General features: G+C 69.6%; 25 protein-coding genes. 15 read left to right on the top strand and 10 right to left on the bottom strand.

Annotation, left to right across the window (positions count from 1 at the left end; genetic code table 11):
• From AC0IY0_RS22150 to AC0IY0_RS22125, 6 genes are all read left to right on the top strand, one after another.
• On the top strand, positions 1–344 hold a 344-nt coding region (locus tag AC0IY0_RS22150), incomplete at its 5' end, for a transposase (protein WP_471765544.1).
• 272 nt (positions 345–616) lie between these two features.
• Entirely contained in the window at positions 617–889 is a 273-nt protein-coding gene (locus AC0IY0_RS22145; protein ID WP_471765542.1) for a hypothetical protein, read from the top strand.
• 114 nt (positions 890–1,003) lie between these two features.
• Positions 1,004–3,088 carry a sensor histidine kinase gene (locus AC0IY0_RS22140; protein WP_471765540.1) on the top strand — a complete coding sequence of 695 codons (2,085 nt, stop codon included), beginning with the start codon at positions 1,004–1,006 and terminating at the stop codon, positions 3,086–3,088.
• 11 nt (positions 3,089–3,099) lie between these two features.
• Positions 3,100–3,765, top strand: coding sequence for a response regulator transcription factor (locus AC0IY0_RS22135; protein ID WP_147908640.1), 666 nt, complete (start codon positions 3,100–3,102; stop codon positions 3,763–3,765).
• Positions 3,766–3,915: 150 nt separating this feature from the next.
• The gene (locus AC0IY0_RS22130) at positions 3,916–4,317 is read left to right on the top strand and encodes an exopolysaccharide production protein YjbE (protein ID WP_147908641.1); all 402 of its coding nucleotides are present in this window, start codon (positions 3,916–3,918) and stop codon (positions 4,315–4,317) included.
• A gap of 220 nt (positions 4,318–4,537) precedes the next feature.
• Positions 4,538–5,923, top strand: coding sequence for an SLC13 family permease (locus tag AC0IY0_RS22125; protein ID WP_471765538.1), 1,386 nt, complete (start codon positions 4,538–4,540; stop codon positions 5,921–5,923).
• Positions 5,924–6,073: 150 nt separating this feature from the next.
• On the opposite strand, the gene AC0IY0_RS22120 is transcribed toward AC0IY0_RS22125, so the two are convergent.
• The 4 genes from AC0IY0_RS22120 to AC0IY0_RS22105 form a co-directional block, all read right to left on the bottom strand.
• Positions 6,074–7,372: a DUF2254 domain-containing protein gene (locus AC0IY0_RS22120; RefSeq protein WP_471765535.1), complete on the bottom strand. Its 1,299-nt coding sequence runs from the start codon at positions 7,370–7,372 to the stop codon at positions 6,074–6,076.
• A complete protein-coding gene (locus AC0IY0_RS22115; RefSeq protein WP_461230412.1) occupies positions 7,369–8,364 on the bottom strand; it encodes a mechanosensitive ion channel family protein in 996 nt (331 codons plus the stop codon). The genes AC0IY0_RS22120 and AC0IY0_RS22115 overlap by 4 nt, the downstream gene beginning before the upstream one ends.
• Before the next feature lie 110 nt (positions 8,365–8,474).
• The gene (locus tag AC0IY0_RS22110; RefSeq protein WP_471765532.1) at positions 8,475–8,726 is read right to left on the bottom strand and encodes a hypothetical protein; all 252 of its coding nucleotides are present in this window, start codon (positions 8,724–8,726) and stop codon (positions 8,475–8,477) included.
• Between the two features lie 26 nt (positions 8,727–8,752).
• Complete coding sequence (locus tag AC0IY0_RS22105; RefSeq protein ID WP_471765529.1) at positions 8,753–9,226, bottom strand: PRC-barrel domain-containing protein; 474 nt, start codon at positions 9,224–9,226, stop codon at positions 8,753–8,755.
• Positions 9,227–9,609: 383 nt separating this feature from the next.
• Between AC0IY0_RS22105 and AC0IY0_RS22100 the strand changes: the two genes are divergently transcribed.
• The 4 genes from AC0IY0_RS22100 (at position 9,610) to AC0IY0_RS22085 (ending at position 13,206) form a co-directional block, all read left to right on the top strand.
• The gene (locus AC0IY0_RS22100; RefSeq protein WP_471765528.1) at positions 9,610–10,164 is read left to right on the top strand and encodes a fasciclin domain-containing protein; all 555 of its coding nucleotides are present in this window, start codon (positions 9,610–9,612) and stop codon (positions 10,162–10,164) included.
• Between the two features lie 229 nt (positions 10,165–10,393).
• A complete protein-coding gene (locus AC0IY0_RS22095; protein WP_471765527.1) occupies positions 10,394–10,729 on the top strand; it encodes a hypothetical protein in 336 nt (111 codons plus the stop codon).
• Between the two features lie 79 nt (positions 10,730–10,808).
• Entirely contained in the window at positions 10,809–11,876 is a 1,068-nt protein-coding gene (locus tag AC0IY0_RS22090) for an endonuclease/exonuclease/phosphatase family protein (protein WP_471765526.1), read from the top strand.
• 55 nt (positions 11,877–11,931) lie between these two features.
• Positions 11,932–13,206, top strand: coding sequence for a cation:proton antiporter (locus tag AC0IY0_RS22085; protein ID WP_147940272.1), 1,275 nt, complete (start codon positions 11,932–11,934; stop codon positions 13,204–13,206).
• A gap of 514 nt (positions 13,207–13,720) precedes the next feature.
• Here the strand turns inward: AC0IY0_RS22085 and AC0IY0_RS22080 are convergent.
• The 6 genes from AC0IY0_RS22080 to coxB all read right to left on the bottom strand — a co-directional run bounded on the left by AC0IY0_RS22080 (position 13,721) and on the right by coxB (position 18,652).
• Positions 13,721–13,975, bottom strand: coding sequence for a hypothetical protein (locus AC0IY0_RS22080; RefSeq protein WP_471765524.1), 255 nt, complete (start codon positions 13,973–13,975; stop codon positions 13,721–13,723).
• 212 nt (positions 13,976–14,187) lie between these two features.
• A complete protein-coding gene (locus AC0IY0_RS22075; protein WP_147908649.1) occupies positions 14,188–14,577 on the bottom strand; it encodes a c-type cytochrome in 390 nt (129 codons plus the stop codon).
• On the bottom strand, positions 14,571–14,978 hold the full coding sequence (locus AC0IY0_RS22070) for a hypothetical protein (RefSeq protein ID WP_419828844.1): 408 nt from the start codon (positions 14,976–14,978) through the stop codon (positions 14,571–14,573). Before AC0IY0_RS22070 ends, AC0IY0_RS22075 begins: the two co-directional genes overlap by 7 nt.
• Positions 14,979–14,982: 4 nt before the next feature.
• Complete coding sequence (locus AC0IY0_RS22065) at positions 14,983–15,615, bottom strand: cytochrome c oxidase subunit 3 (protein ID WP_471765523.1); 633 nt, start codon at positions 15,613–15,615, stop codon at positions 14,983–14,985.
• Positions 15,608–17,587: a cytochrome c oxidase subunit I gene (gene ctaD / locus AC0IY0_RS22060; RefSeq protein WP_147908652.1), complete on the bottom strand. Its 1,980-nt coding sequence runs from the start codon at positions 17,585–17,587 to the stop codon at positions 15,608–15,610. Before ctaD ends, AC0IY0_RS22065 begins: the two co-directional genes overlap by 8 nt.
• A 9-nt stretch (positions 17,588–17,596) precedes the next feature.
• Positions 17,597–18,652: a cytochrome c oxidase subunit II gene (coxB, locus tag AC0IY0_RS22055; protein ID WP_471765521.1), complete on the bottom strand. Its 1,056-nt coding sequence runs from the start codon at positions 18,650–18,652 to the stop codon at positions 17,597–17,599.
• 230 nt (positions 18,653–18,882) lie between these two features.
• Here coxB and AC0IY0_RS22050 point away from each other — a divergent pair, with 230 nt between their 5' ends.
• The 5 genes from AC0IY0_RS22050 to AC0IY0_RS22030 all read left to right on the top strand — a co-directional run bounded on the left by AC0IY0_RS22050 (position 18,883) and on the right by AC0IY0_RS22030 (position 23,485).
• Positions 18,883–20,838 (top strand): methanol/ethanol family PQQ-dependent dehydrogenase, encoded by a 1,956-nt coding sequence (locus AC0IY0_RS22050; RefSeq protein WP_471765519.1) that lies wholly within the window; start codon positions 18,883–18,885, stop codon positions 20,836–20,838.
• Between the two features lies 1 nt (position 20,839).
• Positions 20,840–21,703: a substrate-binding domain-containing protein gene (locus tag AC0IY0_RS22045; RefSeq protein ID WP_471765517.1), complete on the top strand. Its 864-nt coding sequence runs from the start codon at positions 20,840–20,842 to the stop codon at positions 21,701–21,703.
• Positions 21,700–22,155, top strand: coding sequence for a c-type cytochrome (locus AC0IY0_RS22040; RefSeq protein WP_147908655.1), 456 nt, complete (start codon positions 21,700–21,702; stop codon positions 22,153–22,155). Before AC0IY0_RS22045 ends, AC0IY0_RS22040 begins: the two co-directional genes overlap by 4 nt.
• Before the next feature lie 38 nt (positions 22,156–22,193).
• Positions 22,194–22,592 (top strand): GlcG/HbpS family heme-binding protein, encoded by a 399-nt coding sequence (locus AC0IY0_RS22035; protein ID WP_147908656.1) that lies wholly within the window; start codon positions 22,194–22,196, stop codon positions 22,590–22,592.
• A gap of 104 nt (positions 22,593–22,696) precedes the next feature.
• The gene (locus tag AC0IY0_RS22030; RefSeq protein WP_187278498.1) at positions 22,697–23,485 is read left to right on the top strand and encodes a cytochrome c oxidase assembly protein; all 789 of its coding nucleotides are present in this window, start codon (positions 22,697–22,699) and stop codon (positions 23,483–23,485) included.
• Positions 23,486–23,534: the final 49 nt, after the last annotated feature.

The raw sequence follows: 23,534 nt of genomic DNA, 5'->3' as shown, positions 1-23,534 counted from the left end.
CGACCTCGCTGTCTCGGGAGGATCGCGCCTTCACCGAAGCGCTCTGCAGCGCCGCGCCGAAGCTGAAGCAGGCCGCCAAGGATATACGCGCCTTCGCCGAGCTCCTGCGCCAGAACGATCCCACCGGACTGACGCCCTGGCTGGAAGCTGCAGCCGCGAGCGATCTCGGCGGCTTCGTCACCGGGCTCCGGCAGGACGAGCCAGCCGTGCGCGCCGCTATCGTCGAGCCCTGGAGCAACGGCCCCGTCGAGGGGCAGGTCAACCGCCTCAAGCTGATCAAGCGGAGCATGTACGGTCGCGCCGGTTTCGATCTCCTGCGCAAACGCGTCCTGCATCCTGCATGAGCCGGGATCGGCAAAGCTTGATCGGATGCCAAACCTTCAGCACCGAAAGTGCGGAAGAACCAAGGTTGCACGCCGAAACACACCATCCGGCCGCGGCACACCGGGCGGGCACCGCGACGGTGGAGACCGCGGCCGCCGTGAGCCCGGTGGTGTCCCGGATCTGAGGCCATCGGTACGTGCCAAGCTTTCACCGTCGGCCCTCCGGCCCGCATGGCACCGCCCCGGCGGTGCCGCTTCGGTTCGACCCAGGGGCAGGTTGGACGAGGATGCAGTTGAAACACCGGCCATCCCTCGAGGGCCGGACCTTCGGCCGGCTGGAACGGGCGGTGACCACTCTGGTGGAGGCAGGGCTTCAGCACCGCGACGCCGCACCGCCGAACCTGATCGAACGTCTGCGGCACCTCGAGCACGGGGTGTTGGCATCGGGCGGCGACCGGCAGGTCCTGCAAGTCATCGCGTCCGACCGTCGCCTTCTGGGCGACCGGATCGAACCGGTCTCGTCGGACGATGCCGCGCGCATCGACCCGGGGGAGGCGCTACCCTAGGTCGCTCGGAGCCTTGACGCGCGCGTCGGCTGTCGGACGGGGCGAGATTCAGAGGCCTGCGGACCGTGCAGGCTGCGGCGCCCACCACGGACGTTCCCCTTCGAGTGCCCGCGTATGCCCCTTCGGAGAGACGACGTCGACGGCCGCGGCGACCGGCCCGAACTGAGCCGGGGCAACGGCCGCACCTTCGTCGCGCTCGCGCTCGCCGCCGCAATCCCCGTGCTCCTCCTCAGCGCCTGCGTGGCCACGCTGATGGCGCAGCAACAGCGGGACCTGACCCGCAGCGCCGCGGTGGCGAGCGCGACACGCGTCGCTGAGCGCGTCGCCTCCGACATCGCCGCGCAGATCGGCGTCCTCGAAGCGGAGGCTGCATCCGCCACCCTCGACAAGCCCGACCTCGCCGCCTTCTACGCCGAGGCCGAGCGGCTGAAGGCGGGGCGTCCCCTCTGGGAGACCGTGGAACTGGCTGATCCGGACGGCCGCCAGGTCGTCAACCTGCTCCGCTCCCTCGACGACGAGCTGGGCCCCACCGCCGACCGCGGGAGCTTCGATACGGTGGTCCGGACGCGGCGTCCCGTGGTCGGCGGCATCGGCCCGGTCGGCCCGGTCTCGGGCAAGCGCCTCGTCGCCCTGCGGGTGCCTGTCATCCGGGGAGGCGGCCTCCGCTACGTCCTCTCGGTCGGTCTCGCCAACGACGCGGTCAGCTCGATCCTGCGCGACGCTGGCGCGCCGGACGGCTGGGTGGGGACCATCGTCGATGCCGACGGAAACACCATCGCCCGCACCCGCGCCGAGGCGGAGGAACTCGGGCAACCGGCCGACGCCGCACTCCAGGCGGCGATCCGGCACGCGCCCAACGGCTTCTACTCGGGCTCCACCTTGGAGGGCTCGAACGTCGAGGTTGTCTACCGGACGTTGGCGGATACCGGGCGCTGGTCGGTGCATTTCGGGATGCCGGCCGCGACGCTGAACGCCCCGGTCCTGCGCGCCTACCTCGTCCTGGCCGGCGGCAGTGTCCTCAGCATCGGCCTCGCGCTGGCGCTGGTCGGCCTGGTGGGCCGCGACATGGCGCAGAGGCGGGCCGGCGAGCGCGCGCGATTCTCCCTGGCGCTCAAGTCGAGCGAGGAGCAGGGCGCCGTCGCCGCCGAGGCCGCCGAACTCGGAACGCTGCGATGGGATATGGTTCGGGACACGGTGACCGGGTCGCCGCGCGCGGCCCATCTCCTGGGATGGCAGACCGGCATCCCTGAGTCCGGCGAGACGGAGGCCGATGCCGGCAGGGTGATCGGGATGGTGCATCCGGACGACCGCGCCCGGCTCGCCGACGACCTGCACAGGAGCCTTGCGGACGGGGGCGCGCTCGACGTCGAGTTCCGGGTCGCGGGCTCGCCCCCCGCGCCGCGCTGGGTCCGCCTGGCCGGCCGAGCTCCGCGGCTGCACGGCGCCGCCGCGGCCGGCCTGATCTACGGCGTGGTGTCCGACATCGAGCCGCGCAAGCGGGCCGAAGCGGAACGGCTCGAACTGCTCCGCCGCCTCGGCGAGGCGCAGGAGAACGAGCAGCGCCGGATCGCGCGCGAGCTCCACGACCAGGTCGGCCAGACCGTGACCGGGCTCTCACTTGGCCTGAAGGGCCTGGAGCGGCTCCTCGCAGCCGGGGGCGCGACCCTCGAGGCGGGGCGTCAGGTCCAGTGGCTGCAGGCCCTCGCCGGCGAGATCGGGCGCGACATCCACCGCGCCGCCGTCGACCTGCGCCCGACCGCCCTCGACGACCTCGGCCTGCAAGAGGCCCTCGCCACGCAGTTGCGCGAGTGGGGCCAGCGCCACGGCGTCCGGGCCGACCTGGAAATCCTCGGCGAGCCCGTGCGCCTGCCGCCCTCCGCCGAGAGCGCGGTCTACCGGATCGTGCAGGAAGCGCTCACCAACGTCCTCAAGCATGCCCGGGCCGACACCGTCAGCGTCTCGGTCGAGCACCGCGCCGGGGAGTTGCGGGTGATCGTCGAGGATGACGGCGTCGGTTTCGATCCCGAGGCCGTTTCCCAATCTCCAGCGGACCGCGCGCCGGCCAAGCCGCGCCTCGGCCTGTCCGGTATCCGCGAGCGCCTGTCCCTCCTGGGCGGCGGGCTCACGCTTGAGAGTTCCCCGGGCGTCGGCACGACGTTGTTCATCGCCATCCCCGTTCCGCCAGCGCCCTGCGCATGAAGGACCGATCCATGGGCCGCATTCGCGTCGTCCTCGCCGACGACCATCCCATCGTCCTCGCGGGCATCCGTGCGCTCCTGAACGCCGATGCCCAGGTTGAACTGGTCGGCGAGGCCACGAACGGCGGCGAGGCGCTGCCGCTGATCCGGTCCGTGGCACCCGATGTCGCCGTGCTCGACGTGTCGATGCCCGGCCTCAACGGTCTCGAACTGACGGAGCGCGTCACCGGCGAGTGTCCGGAGACCAAGGTGCTTGTGCTGACGGTCCACGAGGATGCCGCCTACGTCCAGCCGCTGCTGAAGGCCGGCGCCCGGGGCTATCTGCTGAAGCGCTCGGCGGCCGAGGACCTCCTGCGGGCGGTCCACGCCGTCGCGGCGGGCGGCGTGTACCTCGATCCGTCCGTCGCCGGACACGCCGTGGGGGACGGCACCGCGACGGCGGCGGGGTCCAAGCCGGCCGAGACCGGCGAAGCGCTCAGCCCGCGGGAGACGGAGACGTTGCGCCTGATCGCGCAGGGCTTCAGCAACAAGGAGATCGCGCGGCGCATCGACGTCAGCGTGAAGTCTGTCGAGACCTACAAGGCCCGGGCCGCCGAGAAGCTCGGCCTGAGATCCAGGGCGGAGATCATCCGCTACGCCGCAGCCCAGGGCTGGCTGGACGCGCTCACCCTCCGGTAGCGCAGCACGCGTCCGCAGCGTCGCCGGATCGGGCCGCGGGCGCGGCAGGGTCGCTGAATTCCACCTGCGCGCGTGCGACCGTCTTCGCCTGGAACCTGGGGCTGTCCAAAGTCTTGTCAGCGACAATCAAAGACTTCTGAGGATACGCTTATGAAATCCGTTGCCATCGCCGTCGTGGCCACCCTCGCCCTGGCCGTGCCGGCCCTCGCCGCCCCGTGCAACACCGGGACGACGAAGGCGAAGGACCCCACCCCGGGTCAGGTGAACCCGAAGAGTTCGGACGTCGACAAGTCGAGCCAGAACCTGGCTGGCGGCCAGCAGCCCGCCTCGCCCGGCACGGTCGGCGCGATGAACGCCGCAGGTGCCAACCAGATGGTCGGCCAGAAGCCGGGATCCGAGGCGAAGACCGACCAGGGCGCCGGCGTCGGCACGTCCAGCAAGAACCTCGCTGGCGGCCAGCAGCCGGCCTCGCCGGGCACGGTCGGCGCCATGAACAACGCGGGAGCCAACCAGCAGCTCGGTGACAAGGCCGGCAAGGGCGACGATTGCTGAGCCAGCCCACGTATTAAGCCATCGTCACAGGGCCCGCCGCGGATCGCCGCGGCGGGCCATTTTCATGGTCATCTACGCTGTCATCCGGCGACGACGGCAGCGGAAGGATCTCCATGCGCACGCCCGTTGCTGTCGCCGTCCCTGATAGCGGGACGTACCCCGCCCCGGCATCCGATCGCCGCGGGTCTATCAGTCCCCCGAGCCGCACCGACCAAACCTGATGGCGATTCATGCGCGGGAGCGGGTGGCTGCGGCGGCCCTCGCAGCACTTGCCGCGGCGGTGTGGTTTCCCGACGGGCTCAATTGGCCGGCGCGGGCCGCGCTGTTGGCCTTCGGCGGAGCCGCGATCCTCTGGATCCTGACCGACCTGAGCGCGGCCTACGTCGCTGTGGCCGCCGCCGTCTTCCTCGTCGCGGTCCGGGCCGTCGAGCAGCGGGCGCTGATCGAGGGCCTCGGCTCGAAGGTGGTGTGGCTCGTGATCGGCACCTTCGTCCTCGGTGCGGCGGTCGAGAAGAGCGGGCTCGCCGACCGGCTCACCGCCGTGATCGCCGGGCGCGGGACCACGGTCGGCGGCCTGATGTGGCGCCTGACGCTCGGCATCGTCCCCCTGGCCTTCCTGATCCCCTCGACCTCCGGGCGGGCGACCGTGCTCCTGCCGCTCCATCGCAGCCTGACCGAGGCGGATGACGACCCGCGTCTCGCCAAGGCCGTCGGGCTGCTGATCCCCGCCCTCGTCGTCATCTCGACGATCTGCAGCCTCACGGGCGCCGGCTCGCACCTCGTCACCGTCGACCTGCTGGAACGGCTTTCCGGTCAGAGCATCGGCTTCGGGCAATGGATGCTCTGGGGCCTGCCGTTCGGCATGGCCGCCTGCCTGATCACGACCTTCCTGATCGGCCGCCTGTTCCTCGACCGGCAGACGCGGGCGCGGCGGGTGGCGGAGATCGAGGCCCCGTCCGGTCCTCTCTCCGCCCGGGAATGGCGGACGGGCGCGGTCGTGCTCGCCATGCTGGGGCTCTGGCTGACGGAGGGGTATCACCCGTTCGGCATCGCCACCGTGGCGGTCGTGGGTGCGGTGGTCCTGACGATGCCGGTCGTCGGCGTGCTCGACTGGGACGATGGCGTGAAGGCCGTGAACTGGGGGCTGGTACTGTTCATCGCCGCCTCCCTGGTGCTCGGCCGGGCCCTCATCTCCACGGGGGCCGCGAAATGGCTGATCGGCTCGGCGTTGTCGGCGAGCGGCCTGGACGGCGACAGCCCGACGCTCCTGATCCTTCTCGGGTTGTCGGCGCTCAGCCTATCGGCGCACCTCTACATGGTGTCACACACCGCACGGGTGGTCGCGTTGCTGCCACCGCTGCTGCTCCTGGCGGACAGGCTCGGCCTCAACCCGGTCGCGGTCGCGTTCCTGGCGAATGTCGGGATGGATTACTGCCTCACCCTGCCGGTCTCCTCGAAGGCGCTGCTGATCTTTCAGGGCACCGAGCGACCGGCCTGGACGGCGAGGGACCTGCTCAGGCTGGGGGCGCTCCTGGCGCCCGCCTACGCGGCGCTGATGGTCGCGGCCTACTATCTCTTCTGGTCGCAGGTCGGCCTGTCCTTGTGACGCCGTCCTCGCGTCGTTCCGAAGCGGGCGCGAGCGAGGGGGATGCTGCGATGCGGAGCAGGAGCGCGTATAGCCGGTCAGTCGGTGGTCGGCCTGATGGACGACGCGACGATGGCCCTTGGCGATGGCGTCCGGGATTGCCGTGCACGCTCACGCGGGATCGCCGCCCATGCGTGTCACCGTGAAACGGACATACCGTGCCTCCAGGTCGGCAAGGTCGTGCGGATCCGCGACGTCGCGCCGGGCCGCGGCGAGGACGAGGTCCGCATGGCGGGCGAGTTCGGCGGTCCGGTCCGTCAGACGCTCGACTTCGGCGACGCGGGTGAGCACGTCGAGCATCCGGGCCAGCACGTGCACCGAGCCGGCGGCGTTCTGGCGGATCATGTGAAACATGGCATCGCACAAGCCATCATAGTCGGTGACCGGGACGACGAGCACGACCCGGCCGTCGCGCACGACCGTTCCGGACGGCAGGTGGCGCCACGCAACGCGGCAGAGGGCGTCCCCGAGATGGTCGACGACGCTTCCGGCCGTGAACGGGTCGTTGATGCCCGGCGACAGCGCGCGGACTGCAATCTCGACGAGCTGCCGGATCGAGTATTCCAGATCCTGGAGGGCGGCCGGGCGGCGTCCGAAGGTCAGCGCCCGGTTGAGCGCCACCTCGACGTCCTCGATCCCAGCGGAGAGGAACGCGACCGGGAATCCCCTCGGGACGTAATCCCCCGGTCGCACGCGCAGGGCAACGGTCGCGCCATGCGCGTGAGCCCAGTCGGCCAACCCGTCCTCATCCACGGCCTGGAGATAACCGCTGCCCTCGATGCGGACCCCGCCACCGGTCGGCAGCCGGGCCGGGAGCGTCATACCGGCGGTCTCGCAAGTCCGGGCCTCGACGGCAGCGCACAGGTCGCGGTGCACGGCGTCGACAACCGTCTCGACGTTGATGCTGACGGCGATGTGGTGGACGAACCAGACCAGGGTGGCCAGTGACAGCAGCGCCAGCGCGATGGCCCCGGTGATCGCGAGGTGCGGGACGAACGGGCTCTCCTGCACCGTGCGCACCGTCCGCAGGACCATCAGCGCGTACGCGAAGGTGCCGAGGAAGATGCCCAGGACGACCTGGTTGCGGGCGTCACGGGTGAAATTGCGCAGCAGCCGCGGGCCCATCTGGCCGGAGGCCAGCGTCAGGGCCGCGATGGTGATGGAGAAGGTGGTGCCGGCGACCCCGATGGTCGAGGACGCCACCGCACTCAGGAGTGCCCGCGCCCCCTCGGCGCCTCCGGAATAGCCCCAGTTCTGGTTCGGCGAGGACGCGTCGTAGCTGGCGATGTGGGCCGTCTCCAACCAGACCCCGAGCTGGGCCAGCCCGAGGCAGCCGAGAACGATCAGGGCGGGCCTGAGCCAGAACAGGTCGCCCAGGAACTCGATCCAGGCCTGGAGGCGCGCCTTCATGCCGGCTCCTGCTTTCTCTCGGAACGACCGCCTTCGGCGTCCTCGCGTTCGCGGTCGTCACGATCGGCGCGGAGCACCTGCCAGCGCGCTCGCGGCGGAGTCTTGCCGGCGGGCCAGCCCTCACGCTGGCGGGTGCGGTCGCCGTCCGACGCCTCGGTCTGGTCGTGCAGAAGCACCTGGCTCGTGGGGTACGGCAGGTCGATGCCGGCGGCGGTCAGCGCGTCCTTCACGTTCGAGATCGCGTGGTCCAGCGCATCCACCGCGTCGCGGCGGCGTGGCGGGTCGATCCAGAACCGCGCCGTCATGTCGACGCCGGCGGCGCCGAGCCCCGTGACCAGCGCCTCCGGCGCCGGGTCGGCGAGCACGCCCCCGGTCCCGCGCAGGGCCTCGACGATGACGCGGCGGGCCTCCTTCATATCGTCGCCGTTGCCGATGGTGAGCGGGAAGGCGAGCCGGCGCTTGTCGTGCGCGGTGATCACCGTGATCTTGTCGACGAACAGCGTCGCGTTTGGGATCAGGACCCGCTGATTGTCGTAGGTGCGCAGCACCGTGGCCCGCACCCACACGTCCTCCACCGTGCCCTCGTGCGAGCCCGCCCGGATCTGGTCGCCGATCACGAACGGACGGGTCAGCAGGATGAGGATCCCGGCCAGCAGGTTCTGGAGCACGTCCCGGAAGGCGAAGCCGATGGCGACGCCGCCGATTCCGAGGAGGTTGAACAGGTCGGCCGCGGAGACGGAGGGGAAGGCCACCGAGGCCGCGACCAGGAACGACACCAGGATCGTCATGCCGCCGGCGATGCGGCCGAGGACCGAAGCCGAGCCGGGCGAGGCCTGCCGCAATTCGGCGGCCCGGCGGACGGCGGCCCGGACGCCGCGGGCGATCAGCAATCCGACGCCGAACAGGACGAGGGCGATGACGAGCCCCGGCACGAGGGCGGCGGCCGAGCGGCCGAGCCCTTCGAGGCGTCCCAGCGCTTCCGAAAAGATCATGCGGGATCCCGATTCATGGGAAAGCCGCCGGTGGCGGATGTGCCAGCCGGCGGCGCTTCATCTTCGGTCCGCGAGGGCGGCAGGCCCCCGCGGATCATATCTCAGCCGGATCAGCGACGCGGGCCGCCGGTGGTTCCACCATATTGTTGGCCGCGGGCTCCCCGTGAAGGCATGGCGGCGTTGCCGCGGCTCGCCGAGCCCTGCCGCATGCGGTGGCGCCGGTGCATGCGCACCTGCACGAGGTCGGCGTTCGCGGCCGGAGCGACGCCCGTCATGGCCATCGGCAGGGCCGCCGACGGCATCGTGGAGGCACCGAGGCCGAGACCGGCCAGGAGCGCCGAGGCGAGGATGGTGTGCTTCATGGTCGTCTCTCCTTCCGTGGGGCCGATCAGCTCTTCTTCTTCGAGTAGGTGAACTTCGGCGCGTTCGCGAGGGTGTCCTTGTCGGTGTCGGCGTGCGCCGTCCAAGTGCCGTCCTTGTCGCTGATGGCGAGCGTCGCGGGATCGAGCACGACGTAGCTCTCGCCGATGCCGAGGAAGCCGCCGACGCTGACGACGACGCCGGTCAGCGTCTTGCCGTTCTCGATCGCGAGATCCTCGATCTCGCCGACGGTCTCGTTCTTGTTGTTGTAGACGGTCGTGCCGATGAGCTTGGACGACATCACGTCCGCGGGCTTCACAGTCACGTACTTCAGCTTCACCGTCGCGGTGTCGGCCATCGTCATCCCCCGGCCGGAGGATGTCATGTCGGAGGACGCGGGCATGGCGGTGCCGGGAGCCGGGGCCGCGGGCGTCGTCTGGGCCAGGGCCGGGGCCGACAGGCAGGCGAGCGCGACGGCGGCGGCGAACGTGCGATAGAGCAAGAAGATCTCCCGAGTGTTGGTTCGAAGGTGCCGCTCGGATCGCCCCTGACGGGACCGGACTCGTCCCCGTTCCGGCTGCACAGTTCGGAGCCCCAACGTTCGCGTTCAGGAAACGTTCAGAAAAAACGACGGCCCGCGTGTGACTATTTGGCTAGTTTCCCGCTCGATAGGGACCGAACAAAGGGCCCGGGAACCGTGCCGCTGACAATTAAGCGTCAGCATAAGGTCGAGCAAACTGGCATGAAGAAAAACTAAGCCCGCGTCATTTACGCAGGGGCGATGAATTTCTTGTGATCTAGGCTGTGAAACCCGAACGCTCATCATCCCGTAACGCCGTGACGAGCCTCGACGATCGAGCCGTGATGACGCCTACAGGACCCTTTATGATGCGTACGATTCTGCCTGCCGCCCTTCTCGCCTCCGGCCTGGCCTTCGCGGCGCCGGCCTTCGCCGAGACCGCCCCCATGGTCGGCGGCGCGCCGATGATGCCCAGCAAGACCATCGTGGAGAACGCGTCCAAGGCCAGCAACCTGACGACCCTCGTCTCCGCCGTGAAGGCCGCCGGGCTCGCCGACACCCTGAATGGCAAGGGCCCGTTCACGGTGTTCGCGCCGACTAACGACGCCTTCAAGAAGCTGCCGGCCGGCACGGTCGACGCGCTCCTGAAGCCGGACATGAAGAAGACGCTGACGGCCGTGCTCACCTACCACGTCGTTCCGGGCAAGCTCGACGCCAAGGAACTGATGGCCAAGGCCAAGATGGGCGGCGCCGACGCCAACCTGAAGACGGTCGAGGGCCAGATCCTGACGGTGAAGATGGACGGCGACCGACTGGCGCTGATCGATCAGAAGGGCGGCGGCGCCTTCGTGGAGCAGGCCGACGTGAACCAGTCGAACGGCGTCGTGCACGTCATCGATAGCGTCCTGATGCCGAAGTAAGCCGACACCTCGGACGGCCCGCCCCGTGTGTCACGGGGCGGGTTCGACCACGGCGACATCGCCGTCCCGGCAGCGTGCCGGGCCCGGCTTCGCGTTCGACGTACGGACGGACCACCCGGGAAACGGATCGTCGCGCCTCGGCGGCCCTGCGCCCGACGAGGAACCAAAGGGGCCGGCGGGGTTTCAGATCGACACCCCCGATCGCCGTCCATCCGACAGGACCGTTTGCATGAATTCGCTCCACCTCGTCCGGGCCGCGTCCGGTCGCGCCGCCACGCGCATCGTCGGCCCACTCCTGTTTGCCGTCGGCGTGGCGTTTGCCAGCCCCGCGAGCGCGCAGTCCGCGGCCAGCTCTATCGACCAGCCGACCGCTGGGACGCTGCCCTCGGGAACCTCGACGGTGAAGGGCGCCGGAAACGCGCGCCACGAGGGCAACGGGCAGGTCGCACCGCCGAGCGCGATCCAGTCCTCGACCGACGTCATGCAGTCCGAGGGTTCGGTCCAGAGCAAGACCCAGGGCGGCCGGACCGACCCGATCAAGCACCTGCCCAAGGACATGCGCTGAGCTCCGCCTGCCCCGATTGCGGGGACGGCCCGACCGGCGTTTCTCGGCTGGCGGTGAGCCAACCTGCCGGGCGCCGCCCGTGAAGGCCCTCGCCCGCTACGCGCTCATCCTGCTTGCCGCCATCCTGGCCGCCGCGAGCCTCGTGCCCTTGATCCCGACCGAGTGGTGGGCGGTGCGGCTGCTCGACTTTCCGCGCCTGCCTTTCGCCGGAGGCCTGCTGGCGGTCGGTCTGGCCCTGTTTCCCTTCCTTCGGGGAGCTCCCAGGTCGACCCTTCCGGCTCTTGCGCTGGTGACCCTCGCACTGGCGGTCAACGCCTGGATCCTGTGGCCATATCGGCCGACGGGCGGCATGCGGGTCGAAGGATGCCCCGTGGAGCGCAGGCTCTCCGTGCTGATCGCGAACGTGCAACTCGGGAGCCGGAACGCCGCGCCCTTGGTCGAGGCCGTCGGGCGGGAGGAACCCGACCTGTTCCTCGCCATGGAGACCGACACGTGGTGGGACGAGGCCTTGAAGCCCGTGCTCGCCGCCATGCCCCACGCCCTGCAGCGGATCACGGGGTCGTATTACGGCATCCACTTCTTCTCGCGTCTGCCCCTGGTGAACGGCGGCATCCGTCATCTCGCCGGGCAGGACACGCCGGCGGTCGTGACCGGCGTCACCCTGCGCAGCGGGGAAATCGTCGATTTCGTCGGCCTCCACCCGAAGCCGCCGCAGCCCTGGCAATCCGCCCGCGGACGGGACGCCCAACTCTACGCGGCGGCCGCGGTGCTGCGCGACCGGGTCGAGCCGGGCGTCCTCGCCGGCGACCTCAACGCCACGCCGTGGGAGATCGCCGTGGAGCGGATGGCCAGGCTCTCCGGATTGATCGACCCGCGCCGCGGCTACGGCTACGTCGCGACCTGGAACGCCCATTCGTCCTGGATCCGCTGGCCCCTCGACCACGTCTTCCACGAAGGCGGGTTCGCGACGCTGGACGTCGAGCGCCTCGAAGCCTTCGGCTCGGACCACGTCCCCCTTCTCGTCCGTCTGTGCCGGCAGACCGGGGAACGGGGGAGGATGACGCCGCAGCGGGACGCCGACGATGTCGCCGCCGCCAACGCGGTGCTCGCCGCCGCCGGGGCGACCGAACGCCTCCAGCCGCGATGAGCCTCCAGTCCGGCAAACCCATCGCAGCCCGCTCCGGCGCGGGCGGGAGAGTCCCATGATCTCGATCTTCGACCTCGCCGCACTGCTGCTGACCCTCTCGGCCCTGTTCGGCTGGCTGAATCGCCGCTTCCTGCGCATGCCGCATACCATCGGCCTCCTGGTGATGGGGCTGCTTGCCTCGCTCACCCTCGTCGGTCTCGACCTCGCCTTCCCGGGCCAGCACCTCTACGAGGACCTGACCAGGGTGCTGAGGCAGGTCGACTTCACCGAGGTGGTGATGAATGGCATGCTGGCCTTCCTCCTCTTCGCCGGCGCCATGAGCCTCGACCTGCGCATGCTTCGCGACCGGGCCTGGCCTGTCGCCACGCTGGCGCTTTTCGGCACCCTGATCTCCACGGCCATCGTGGGCGGCGCGTTCTGGCTGGCGGCCGACCTCGTCGGGCGGCCGGTCCCGCTCTCCTGGGCCCTCGTCTTCGGCGCCCTCATCAGCCCGACCGATCCGGTCGCGGTGCTGGCGACCCTGAAGAACGTCAAGGTGCCGGAAACTCTCGAGGTCGAGATGCAGGGCGAGGCCCTGTTCAACGACGGCATCGGCATCGTGCTGTTCACCGTGCTCGTGGCCTTCGCGGCGGGCTCCGGCGGGGAGGCCACGAGCGCTGGCGGCATCGCCACGCTGCTTCTGCAGGAGGCCGGCGGCGGTCTCGTCCTGGGGATCGCGACCGGCTACGTCGCCTACCGGGCCATGCGCGCCATCGACGACTTCCCCGTCGAGGTGCTGATCACACTGGCGCTGGTCGCGGGCACCTACGCCCTCGCCCAGAAGCTGCATTTCAGCGGCCCCCTCGCGGTGGTCGCCGCCGGGCTCCTTGTCGGCGACCGGGCCCCGCGCGACGCCATGAGCGAGGAGACGCAAGGCTACGTCTCGGCGCTGTGGACCCTGATCGACGAGGTGCTGAACTCGGTGCTGTTCCTGCTGATCGGGCTGGAGGTGCTGGTGCTGCGATTCGAGCTCGGCGGCCTGGCACTGGCCGCCTGTGCGGTTCCCATCGTCCTCGTCGCCCGGTTGGTGGCCGTCACGACGCCGCTCCTCGCCTTCCGCTGGGGCGGAAACCTCTCGCCCCGCAACGTGCCGTTCCTGACCTGGGCCGGCGTTCGGGGCGGCATCTCCGTGGCACTGGCGCTTTCGATACCGGAGAGCGACGCCAAGCCCGCGATCCTGGCATCGACCTACGCGGTGGTGCTGTTCACCATCATCGTGCAGGGCTCGACGCTCGGGCTGGTGGCGCGACGCACGCTGCGTGAACGAGTGCCGCCCTCGGATGTCTCCTGAAAGGCCGACTTGGTCGCCGGGCGCTGTCCCGCGCCGGTAGCGCCGTCCGCTTGATGGGCCATACCCCTGACGCAGCCGGTCAGCTTTCGGCCGGACGACGCCATGCCGGATCGCCGATGGGCGCAGAACCGGCCGTTCGACCTTGTGTCCATCACGGCCGTCGAGAGCACCGCGCAGGCGATCACCCCGGGTAGTCTTCGGTGGCGGGCTGCGGCCTCGCTTCCGGCGCTCCGCCTCCAAACGCCCGAGCGGATCGGGCCATTCGCGCCTGGAGCTACGAGTCTGAGCAGTCCTTACGCGGCCGGTTTTTATCGGGCGCTCAGCGTTCGCCGATCCGGTTCGGGTTCGGTTCGCTCACCTCGTCGGCCCGGATCGAGGGCCGCTGTTTCGTCCTCCGGCGAGGATCGGTTGTCATCTGCTGTCGGGTCCGTGGCATCCACGGGCAGCCCTCTGCGGTCGAGCTGCTTTGGCGTGAAGGGCGGGCATCCCACTCGCTCGCGCTCCTGAGCCTTCGTCAGGTCCGGGAGAACGGGCCGTCCGTTGGGCCGATCTCGCTGCGGTCTCCGAGCACGTGCCGACCCGAGGCGATGACCTGAATGGCCGCCCGGCTTTCGCATTCCCGGCGCGCGACGGTCTCCAGATCACGGAGATAGGCGATGACCGGATCCCGCGCGCTCCGGCGCTGTCGAAGGACGGGCCGGACCTTCGCGGTGACATGGTCCGCGACCGTGTCCCAAAAGCCGTCAGGCGTCGCGGCGGTGTGGGGCATGATCCATCCTCATGGCGGCGTGTGAACGAGAGGCGGCTCCGCCGGCCAGGATCGGGGGCGTGTCAGAACCGGCAGAGCCGACCGGAGCATGTCCGGTGGCCCGATCTACATCGGCGGCGCCGGTCCCGAATCGACCTGGATCAGAGTCCGTCCAGAAATCTCGCGTCGCCGAACCAATCTTGCATCGTCGTCCGATCGGCGTCGGAATCCGTTCAGCGGAGGGTCGCGAGATAAGCCGCGATGGTCCGGGCGTCGTCCTCGGTGATCCCCATGTTCGGCATGGCATTGCCGGGCACCACGGATTGCGGATCCCGGAGCCAGCGGATCATGGATTGCGGTTCGTTCCGCAGCATCCCTGCGAGGAAGACCCGCCGGCCGATCCCGTTGAGGGGCGGGCCGACCCGACCGGTCGCTCCCTCGACGCCGGGGATCTCGTGGCAGCCTCCGCAGCCGTAACTCCGGATGAGGTGCACCGCGCCATGGGCATCGGTCCGATCGCCGGCGGTGGCCTGACCGTCGCAGCCGGCGGTCGAGAGAGCGCAGGCGAGCGCGGCGAGGGCGAGCGGCCCCCTCGGCCGGGGACGACGGCGATCGATCAGCATGTCGAGACCAGCAGGATGGGAAGGAGCGCGAACAGGATTCCGATCGCGAAGCCGAGGCTCGTCACGATCCCGCAGAGGGCTAGGAAGCGCGTGCGGCCTTCCCCGATCTCCAGCGTCCGCTGCTGGCCGCCCGCCTGCTCGGTCCCGGTGCGGCGCCACGCGGCGTGCGCGTACCAGAGGGCGGCCAGGGAAATCCCGAGGCCCAGGATGTCGGCCGCGCCGAGGATTGCCCAGGTCGCGCCCGCCGCATCCGTGGCGCAGGACTGGCTCGCGAGGCCGTAATTGACGAGGCTCAGACCGACCCAGGCGAGTGGTGCGCCCGCAAGTCCGAAGGCGACCGGAACGAGGCCGACCCGGTGGCGCTGAGGTGCCGGATGCCCGGCGGCGAGGTCCGGTGCCATCGCGCTAACTCAGGTGTGGCGACAGGGACAGGGTCGCGAAGACCGCGACCTCTGCAGCGACGACGAAGTACCAGTAGGCGGCCCCGATCCGCACCGGCGCCGACCGCGCGGCGCCGAAATAGCCGCGCAGCGTCCAGCCGCTCAGGGCCGCCAGGATTCCGAGTCCGACGACGAGATGCGCGACGTGGACCCCGGTGATGGTCAGGCACAGGGAACGGTAGGCCCCGGCCGTGAGGCTCGCATGGGCGCGCCAATCGAGCCCCTGGATGCCCAGGAAGACGAGGCCCAGGAGGAACGCCGCAGCCAGACCGGCTGCGGCGGGGCGCGGCTGGTCGACGCGAATGGCGCGATCCGCCCACCATACCGCCCCGGCGCTGACGAGGGCGAGGACGAGGTTGGTGAGGGCGTAGCCGAGGCCGGGCGACCCCTGCGGTGGCCATGCGCCCTGCGCGGAGGCGGCCGTGTAGAAGTATCCGAAGATCAGGTAGCCGAAGATCGTCGCCTCGGTCAGGATCAGGAACAGCATCCCGAGCATGCCGGAGGAGCGGACGTCGCTCACCGTGCCGACCGGCAGGGCCCGCTCGGCGGGCTCCAGGGCCCTGTCCGCCGGCGGTGCGAGCGTTGCTGAATCAGCCATGGGCGGGGGCTCCCGTCGCTGCGGCAAGCCGCTGCCCGAGGCCGCGTTCCGGCCAGAGCCAGGCCAAAATGGCGAGGCCGGTGCCGATCATCGCCGCCCCCGCGAGCCACCACGCGTGGAGGAGCAGCGCCACGAACAGCAGGGCCAGGGCGACCGTCAGCCAGAACGGCGCTTGGCTGTCGCCGGGCATCTTCAGGATCACGTCGGGCTCGGCGTCCAGCACCGTCGTCGCGATGGTTTCCCGGCCGTGGTCGAGGAGGAGACCCCGGTCGATCTGCGAGCGGTCGGTGCGCTCGTCGGCATCGAGGCGGTCCTCCCAGAGCGGATGGCGGCTCGCCACGGTGGGGATCACCGCGAAGTTGTAGGGCGGCGGCGGTGACGGGGTCGCCCATTCGAGGGTCGGCGCGTCCCAGGGATTGTCGCCCGCCACCGCTCCACCCCGCAGGCTGATCGCGACGTTGACGAGGAACAGGAGCACGCCGAGCGCGAACAGGAAGGACCCGATCGTGGTGACGAGGTTGAGGTTGGTCCAGCCCATCTCCGGGCCGTAGGTGTAGATGCGCCGGGGCATCCCCATCAGGCCGGTGATGTGCATCGGGAAGAAGCCGAGGTTGAAGCCCACGAACATCGTCCAGACGTTCCACCGGCCGAGGCGCTCGTTCATCATCCGGCCGGTGAATTTCGGGAACCAGTAATAGATTCCGCCGATCACCGGGAAGACGTTGATGCCGACCAGAACGTAGTGGATGTGCGCCACCACGAAGTACGTGTCCGTCAGCTGCCAGTCGACCGGTACCGAGCCGGTCATGAAGCCGGAGACGCCGCCGATCACGAACAGCAGGACGAAGCCCACGAAGAACAGGAACGCCGTGGTGACGACAGGTCGCCCGCCCCAGATCGTGGCGATCCAGGCGAAGACCGCCACCGCGCTCGGCACCGCGATCACGATCGAAGCCGCCGAGAGGAAGGAGAGCGCGAGGTCGGGGATGCCGGTGGCGAACATGTGGTGCACCCACACGCCGAAGCCGAAGATCATGGTGGCGACGGTGCCGAGCGCCACCAGGGTGTAGCCGACCAGCGGCCGGCGGCAGAAGGTGGGCAGGGCGTCCGAGACGATGCCCATGGCCGGCAGCACCAGGGCGTAGACCCATGGGTGGCCGAACATCCAGAACAGGTGCTGCCACAGCAGCGGCGAGCCGCCGTCCCGCGGATCGAAGAACGTCGTGCCGAACTGCCGGTCGAGCCACAGGAGCAGGCAGGCGAGGCTGACCGCCGGCACCGCGAACAGGTTGGCGACCGAGGCGGTCATCGTGCCCCAGACCAGGATCGGCAGGCGGTTGATCGACATGCCCGGCGCGCGGGTGCGCATCAACGTCACGACGAAGTTCACCGAACCGACGGTCGTGGAAATGCCCAGGAAGATCAGGCCCAGCAGATACCAGTCGATGTTGGGGCCGGCATTGTAGACCTTCGACGCGTAGGGGACGTAGTTGAACCAGCCGTCGTCCGGCGCCTGCCCGATGAAGAAGCTCGCGTAGAGGAAGAGCCCCGAGGCCAGGAAGATCCAGTAGGACAAGGCATTGAGCCGGGGGAAGGCCATGTCGCGCGAGCCCAACAGCAGCGGCCAGAGGTAGTTCGAGAAGCCGGAGAGCACGGGGAAGGCGTAGAGGAACATCATCGTCACGCCGTGCATCGTGAAGAGCTGATTGTAGGCCTGCGGCGAGATCAGCGCCCGGTCGGGGCCGGCGAGCTGCAGGCGGATCGCAAGGGCCTCCAGGCCACCCGCGATGAGGAAGGCGAAGGCGGTGACGAGGTAGCGGATGCCGATGATCTTGTGATCGACGGTGGCCACCACCCCGAGGAGGCCGGGCTCGGTCCGCCAGATCCGCTCCAGCCGGTCGAGCACGTCCTGGCCGGGCCGCTCGATCGCCTCGGGGATGCGCGCGGGGGAGGCCGCCGGTGAATGCGCCATGGCGGTCTCCTAATCCAGCGTATCGAGATAAGCCTGGACCCGGGCGAGCTCCGGGCCCGAGATGTCGAGACGAGGCATTTTCGACCCCGGCTTGATGTGCTGCGGATCGGCGATCCAGGCGCCGCGATAACCGGGGTTGTTGGGCACGGTCCCGGCCGCGAGGGTCGTGCGCGACTTCAGATGGGTGAGGTCCGGTCCGAGCCTGCCGCCCACCGGCGTTCCGCGCACGGCGTGGCACAGGCCGCATTTGGCCGCGAAGGTCGTCTGCGCCTCAGCGAGGTCGCCGGTCGGCGGCGGTGTCGGCGCCAGCTGATGCCGATACCACGTCTCGAACGCCTCAGGCTCCTGCGCGATGACGACGAAGCCCATATGCGCGTGCTGCTGCCCGCAATACTCCGTGCATTGCCCGCGATACGTGCCGGGCACCCGCGCCTGAAGCCAGGTCGTGTTGGTCTGGCCGGGGATGACGTCCGTCTTGCCGTGCAGCGCCGGCACCCAGAACGAGTGGATCACGTCCTCGCTCGCGAGCTTGAACGCCACAGGCTCGCCGACGGGAATGTGGATCTCGTTGGCGGTGGTGACGGTGCGCGCGTGATCGGGGCTGAGGTAGCGCACACCCCACCACCATTGCCGGGCGGTGATCTCGATCGTGAGCCTGGGCTTGGTCGCGGGCCGGGCCACGGTGGAGAGCACCACCATCGTCCAGGCCGCCGCGCCGAACAGCACGAGGGTCGAGACGCCGACGCCGACATAGATCCACGGCAGGCCGCCGCCCGAACGAGCCACGGCCAGCGCTCGGGGATTGCCCGAACGGTCGGTTCCCCGGTGGCGGAGGAGAGCCCAGGCCAACAGGGCCGCGATCAGCACCGAGACGAGGCAGGAGATCGCCATCGTGCCGTAGGTCAGCGGCAGGATGCCGTCGGCCCGCGTGCCGAACGCGGTCATGTACCCGAGCGGGGCCACCGCCGCGCAGGCGGGGTCACACAGTAAAGCTACGCCGAGCGTCGCGCCGGCAAGCAGGAAGTCCCGGCCGTCGCGATGCCCTGACCTGCCGTCCTCGCGCAAGCGCTACCTCATGAAGCGATGAACCCGTCCAGGGGGTCCGGCCCCGCACACTCTATCTTGAAGTCTATCGTTCATCTCCCACCGATCTACCGAAACAACATAGATCATAAATCCCGGCGGAATTATTTTCGCAATAAAAACCCTTACTTTGAGAACCCGAATGGAAGATCGCGGTTGGCTCGACAGGGGGCGAGCATCGACTTGGCCCGGTCTGCTGCGACGGAGCGATCATGCGACTGACCGTCACCTCGGTATCTGTTATCGCACTTGTCTGGGGCAGCGTCGCGTTCGCTCAGGATGCGGGCCGGGACAGGAGCCCTGCGACGGGCAAGGGGACCGGAACGGAGGGGCCCTCAGGCAAGACGCCGCCCCCCGGGGACGAACTGGCGAAGAACCCTCAGGTCCTCACGCCGACCGTCAACCCCGTCACGGAAAGCGCCTCGAAGGCGACGCTACCGGCCTTCGCCGCGAAGGCCGACACGGACAACGCCGGTCAATGGCCGAGCCCCGGGCGCAACACGGCGCTCACCCGCTACAGCGACCTCGACGAGATCACCAAAGACAACGTCCAGGGCATGCAGGTGGCCTCGACGTTCTCGGTCGGGACGAACCGCGGCCAGGAGGGCGCACCGATCGTGGTCGGCGACACGCTCTACCTGGTCTCCGCCTTCCCCAACATCCTCTACGCGCTCGACCTGACCAAGCCCGGTTTCCCGATGAAGTGGTCCTATGACCCGAAATCGGAGATCGCCTCGCAGGGGGTCGCGTGCTGCGACACGGTCAACCGCGGGCCGACCTATGCGGGCGGCAAGGTCCTCTACAACACCCTCGACAACGTCACGGTGGCCGTGGACGCCAGGACCGGCAAGGAGGTCTGGCGGCACAAGAACGGCGACATCAACCAGGGCGAGACGATGACGATGGCCCCGCTGGTGGCGGGGGACAAGGTCATCGTCGGCAATTCCGGCGGGGAACTCGGCGTACGCGGCTGGTCGAAGGCCCTGGATCTCGGCTCCGGCAAGGAGATCTGGCGCGCCTACACGACGGGCCCGGATACCGACGTGAAGATCGGGGCGGATTACAAGCCCTTCTACGACCAGGAGAAGGGCAAGGACCTCGGGGTCAAGTCCTGGCCCGCCGACATGTGGCGGCATGGCGGCGGCTCGGTCTGGGGCTGGGTCAGCTACGACCCGGATCTCCGGCTCGTCTATTACGGCACGTCGAATCCCGGGCCGTGGAACCATGAGCAGCGACCGGGCGACAACAAGTTCACTGCCGGGATCTTCGCCCGCGACGTCGATACGGGCAACGCGCGGTGGTATTACCAGTTCAGCCCGCACGACTATTACGACCACGACGGCGTCAACGAGAACGTGCTGCTCGACATCGAGTGGAAGGGCAAGCCGCGCAAGGCCCTCGTCCATCCGGACCGGAACGGCCACGTCTACCTGATGGACCGCACGAACGGCGAAGTCCTCTCGGCCGGCACCTACCACTACACCAACACCAATTTCGGCGTGGACCTGAAGACCGGCAAGCTGAAACACAACACCGAGAAGGCACCGAAGGTCGACACCGTGGTGCGCGACATCTGCCCGAGCCCGCCCGGCGCCAAGGATTGGAGCCCGTCGAGCTATTCGCCCCAGACCGGCTTCCTCTACCTGCCGCACAACAATCTCTGCATGGACGAGCGCCTGTCCGAGGTCGGGTACATCGAGGGCACGCCCTATGTCGGGGCCGACGTGAACATGAAGCCGGGCCCCGGCGGCCACCGCGGCGAGTTCACCGCCTGGAACGTCACCGACGGCTCGGAGGCCTGGACGATCAAGGAGAAGTTCCCGGTCTGGGGCGGGGCGGTGGCGACGGCCGGCGGCCTCGTCTTCTACGGGACCATGGACGGCTGGTTCAAAGCGGTCGACGCGCATACCGGCAAGGAGCTTTGGAAGTTCAAGACCGGCTCCGGGATCATCGGCCAGCCCACCACGTGGAAGGGGCCGGACGGACACCAATACGTCTCGATCATCGACGGTGTCGGCGGCTGGTCCGGGGCACTGGTGTCGGCCGGGCTCGACCCGAAAGAGGGTACCGCGGCGCTCGGTTTCGTGGCGGCCATGCGCGACCTCCCGCAATACACCACGGCCGGAGGCACGCTGTATGTCTTCAAGCTGGCCAAGAACCCGGCCTAGCATGGCCGCGCGTCTCGTTGCGCTGGCGGCTGCGCTGCCCCTGCTGGCGACCGCGACCCTGAAGCCGGCCGCGGCACGCGACCTGCGGGTCTGCGCCGACTCGAACAATCTGCCCTTCTCCGACAAGGCCGGGGGAGGCTTCGAGAACAGGATCGCCCAAATCGTCGCGAAGGACCTCGGCGCCGAACTCACCTATACGTGGTGGGCGCAGCGGCGCGGGTTCCTCCGCAACACGCTCAATGCCGGCCTGTGCGACGTGGTGCCGGGCCTGCCGGTCGGCGTGGAGATGGCTCGACCGACCGCGCCGGTCTACCGGTCCGGCTACGCCTTCGTGCAGAAGGCGGATGCCGTACCCATCACCGCCCTCGACGATCCGCGCCTGAAAGACCTGCGCATCGGCGTGCAGATGGTCGGGGATGACGGCTACAACACGCCCCCGGCCCACGCCCTGTCCCGACGGGGAATCGTGGCGAACGTGCGCGGTTACGATCTCTACGGCGATTACGGCACGCCGCACCCGCCCTCGCGGATCGTCGAGGCGGTCGCGAAGGGCGAGGTCGACGTCGCCGTCGTCTGGGGGCCGTTGGCGGGCTACTTCGCCGCCCGGCAGGATCCGCCGCTTCAGGTCCACCTCGTGCGGCCGCCCTTCGACGGGGCCCGTCTGCCGCTCGCCTTCGACATCGGCTTCGCCGTGCGCCGCGAGGAGGACGGGGGCGCCTTCGCCCAGGAGATCGGCGGAGCGTTGCGGCGGCACCGAGCCGAGATCGACGCCATCCTGGTCGATTATGGCGTGCCGCGCCTCGACACGCCGGAGACCCAGGACGCTCCGAACCCAACGCCCTCACGCCAGGATTCGCAACGATGATGCGCCGCCATGCCCTCCTCGCCGGTCTCGTCGCCCTGGTGTCCGGGCCCATGCTGCACCGTGCGCTCGCCCAGGACCCCGCGGGCAACCAGCAGCCTCAAGTGGTGCTGACGCCCCAGGGCGTCGGTGGCGCCGCGGTCCCGACGACCGGCGCGGAGAAGGCCAAGAAGTATGAGAACGACCCGGCCGCGATCGAGCAGGGTAAGGCCCTCTACGCCGCCTTCAACTGCAACGGCTGCCACGCCGGCGGGGGCGGCGGTTTCGGGCCGGCCCTGTCGGACGACAACTGGATCTACGGCGGCTCCCTGCCGAACATCGTGGACACCCTCTACGAGGGCCGCCCCAAGGGCATGCCCGCGTGGCGCGGCAAGATCCCCGACGAGCAGATGTGGCAGATCGCGGCCTACGTGAAGTCGCTGAGCAAGCCCGGCGGCATCGCCCCGCCGCTCTGACCGTTCGCCCGGTTCCCGAGGCCCGAAGGAGATTGCCCATGCTCACGCTCGACGACGCCAAGCGGATCATCGCCGCCGCCGAGACGGCCGCCAGCGATCAGGTTCAGCAGCCGATGAACATCGCCGTGGTCGATGCGGGCGGCCACCTCCTGGCCTTCGCCCGGCAGCCCGGGGCATGGCTCGGCAGCATCGACATCGCCATCAACAAGGCGTTCACCGCCCGCGCTTTCGATATCTCGACCAAAGCGCTGGCGGAGCTGTCGCAGCCCGACGAACAGTTCTTCGGCATCCATACGAGCAACCACGCCCGGGTCGTCATTTTCGCCGGTGGCATCCCGCTCAAGCGCGACGGGACGGTGATCGGCGCCGTCGGTGTCAGCGGCGGGTTCTCGAAGCAGGACCAAGCCGTGGCCGAAGCGGGCGTCGCTGCCCTCTAGAGCCGTTCCCAATCCTCGATTCGACGCGCTCGCCTGCGCCGGACTGGTATCCGCCTCGGCGGCGCGTGCTCCAGCCGATCGTTTTCCAAGAGATGAGGCGCACGATGCCGGCGCAGATCCCCTATTGTGGCAGCCCGCCCGATCCGGGCACGCTGATGGCGCACTGGAACCTCGACCCGGTCCTGATCGCGGTCCTCCTGGTGATCGCGGGGTTGTACGGAGTGGGCAGCACCCGTGCCCGGCTGAGCCGCGGGGAGCGCGCTTCGTTCCTCGCCGGCTGGGGTATCACCGGCCTGGCCCTGGTGTCGCCGCTCTGCGCCCTCTCCGTGGCGCTCTTCTCCGCCCGGGTCGGCCAGCACATGGTGATCTCCCTCATCGGTGCGCCCCTCGTCATCCTGGGACGCCCGGTCCTGGCGTTCGGAGCGCTGATCGGCCGGCAGGCGGCGGGCACGCGACGCCCAGGCCCCGTCGTCGCGGGGCTGGTCTTCGCGATGGTGCTATGGTTGTGGCACAGCCCCGCCCCGTACGCGGCCACCTTCGCGAGCGACCGTGTCTACTGGCTGATGCACATCACCCTGTTCGGCAGCGCCCTGATGGTGTGGCAGGCCGTGCTGGCCGACGGGCGGGACGCGCTGATCGCCCTGGGCGTCGGCATCGGCACGTCGATCCAGATGGGCTTTCTGGGAGCGATCCTGACCTTCGCGGGCCGGCCGCTCTTCGCCGACCACCTGCTGACGGCCCCGATCTGGGGCTACACGCCACTGGAGGATCAGCAACTCGGCGGCGTCCTGATGTGGGTGCCGGGCTGCTCCATCTTCGTCATGGCCGCCTGCCTGTCGCTGGGACAGCTGATGCGGTCGGCCGGACCGGCGCGGAACGTCCCGGCGGCCTGAACCGGATCGTCCGTAACACCTTGATCTTACGGCTTGGGCGAGAGGCCAA

The sequence above is a fragment of the Methylobacterium sp. AC315 genome, from assembly GCF_979253755.1.
Note: the sequence above shows the minus strand (reverse complement) of the source record. Positions and strands in the feature narration are given on the sequence as shown.

Excerpts from the sequence above, each read along its gene's own strand:
- AC0IY0_RS22140 (WP_471765540.1), top strand. The coding sequence starts at position 1,004 with ATGCCCCTTCGGAGAGACGACGTCGACGGCCGCGGCGACCGGCCCGAA.
- AC0IY0_RS22135 (WP_147908640.1), top strand. The coding sequence starts at position 3,100 with ATGGGCCGCATTCGCGTCGTCCTCGCCGACGACCATCCCATCGTCCTC.
- AC0IY0_RS22130 (WP_147908641.1), top strand. The coding sequence starts at position 3,916 with ATGAAATCCGTTGCCATCGCCGTCGTGGCCACCCTCGCCCTGGCCGTG.
- AC0IY0_RS22125 (WP_471765538.1), top strand. The coding sequence starts at position 4,538 with ATGGCGATTCATGCGCGGGAGCGGGTGGCTGCGGCGGCCCTCGCAGCA.
- AC0IY0_RS22120 (WP_471765535.1), bottom strand. The coding sequence starts at position 7,372 with ATGAAGGCGCGCCTCCAGGCCTGGATCGAGTTCCTGGGCGACCTGTTC.
- AC0IY0_RS22115 (WP_461230412.1), bottom strand. The coding sequence starts at position 8,364 with ATGATCTTTTCGGAAGCGCTGGGACGCCTCGAAGGGCTCGGCCGCTCG.
- AC0IY0_RS22110 (WP_471765532.1), bottom strand. The coding sequence starts at position 8,726 with ATGAAGCACACCATCCTCGCCTCGGCGCTCCTGGCCGGTCTCGGCCTC.
- AC0IY0_RS22100 (WP_471765528.1), top strand. The coding sequence starts at position 9,610 with ATGATGCGTACGATTCTGCCTGCCGCCCTTCTCGCCTCCGGCCTGGCC.
- AC0IY0_RS22095 (WP_471765527.1), top strand. The coding sequence starts at position 10,394 with ATGAATTCGCTCCACCTCGTCCGGGCCGCGTCCGGTCGCGCCGCCACG.
- AC0IY0_RS22085 (WP_147940272.1), top strand. The coding sequence starts at position 11,932 with ATGATCTCGATCTTCGACCTCGCCGCACTGCTGCTGACCCTCTCGGCC.
- AC0IY0_RS22080 (WP_471765524.1), bottom strand. The coding sequence starts at position 13,975 with ATGCCCCACACCGCCGCGACGCCTGACGGCTTTTGGGACACGGTCGCG.
- AC0IY0_RS22075 (WP_147908649.1), bottom strand. The coding sequence starts at position 14,577 with ATGCTGATCGATCGCCGTCGTCCCCGGCCGAGGGGGCCGCTCGCCCTC.
- AC0IY0_RS22070 (WP_419828844.1), bottom strand. The coding sequence starts at position 14,978 with ATGGCACCGGACCTCGCCGCCGGGCATCCGGCACCTCAGCGCCACCGG.
- AC0IY0_RS22065 (WP_471765523.1), bottom strand. The coding sequence starts at position 15,615 with ATGGCTGATTCAGCAACGCTCGCACCGCCGGCGGACAGGGCCCTGGAG.
- ctaD (WP_147908652.1), bottom strand. The coding sequence starts at position 17,587 with ATGGCGCATTCACCGGCGGCCTCCCCCGCGCGCATCCCCGAGGCGATC.
- AC0IY0_RS22050 (WP_471765519.1), top strand. The coding sequence starts at position 18,883 with ATGCGACTGACCGTCACCTCGGTATCTGTTATCGCACTTGTCTGGGGC.
- AC0IY0_RS22045 (WP_471765517.1), top strand. The coding sequence starts at position 20,840 with ATGGCCGCGCGTCTCGTTGCGCTGGCGGCTGCGCTGCCCCTGCTGGCG.
- AC0IY0_RS22040 (WP_147908655.1), top strand. The coding sequence starts at position 21,700 with ATGATGCGCCGCCATGCCCTCCTCGCCGGTCTCGTCGCCCTGGTGTCC.
- AC0IY0_RS22035 (WP_147908656.1), top strand. The coding sequence starts at position 22,194 with ATGCTCACGCTCGACGACGCCAAGCGGATCATCGCCGCCGCCGAGACG.
- AC0IY0_RS22030 (WP_187278498.1), top strand. The coding sequence starts at position 22,697 with ATGCCGGCGCAGATCCCCTATTGTGGCAGCCCGCCCGATCCGGGCACG.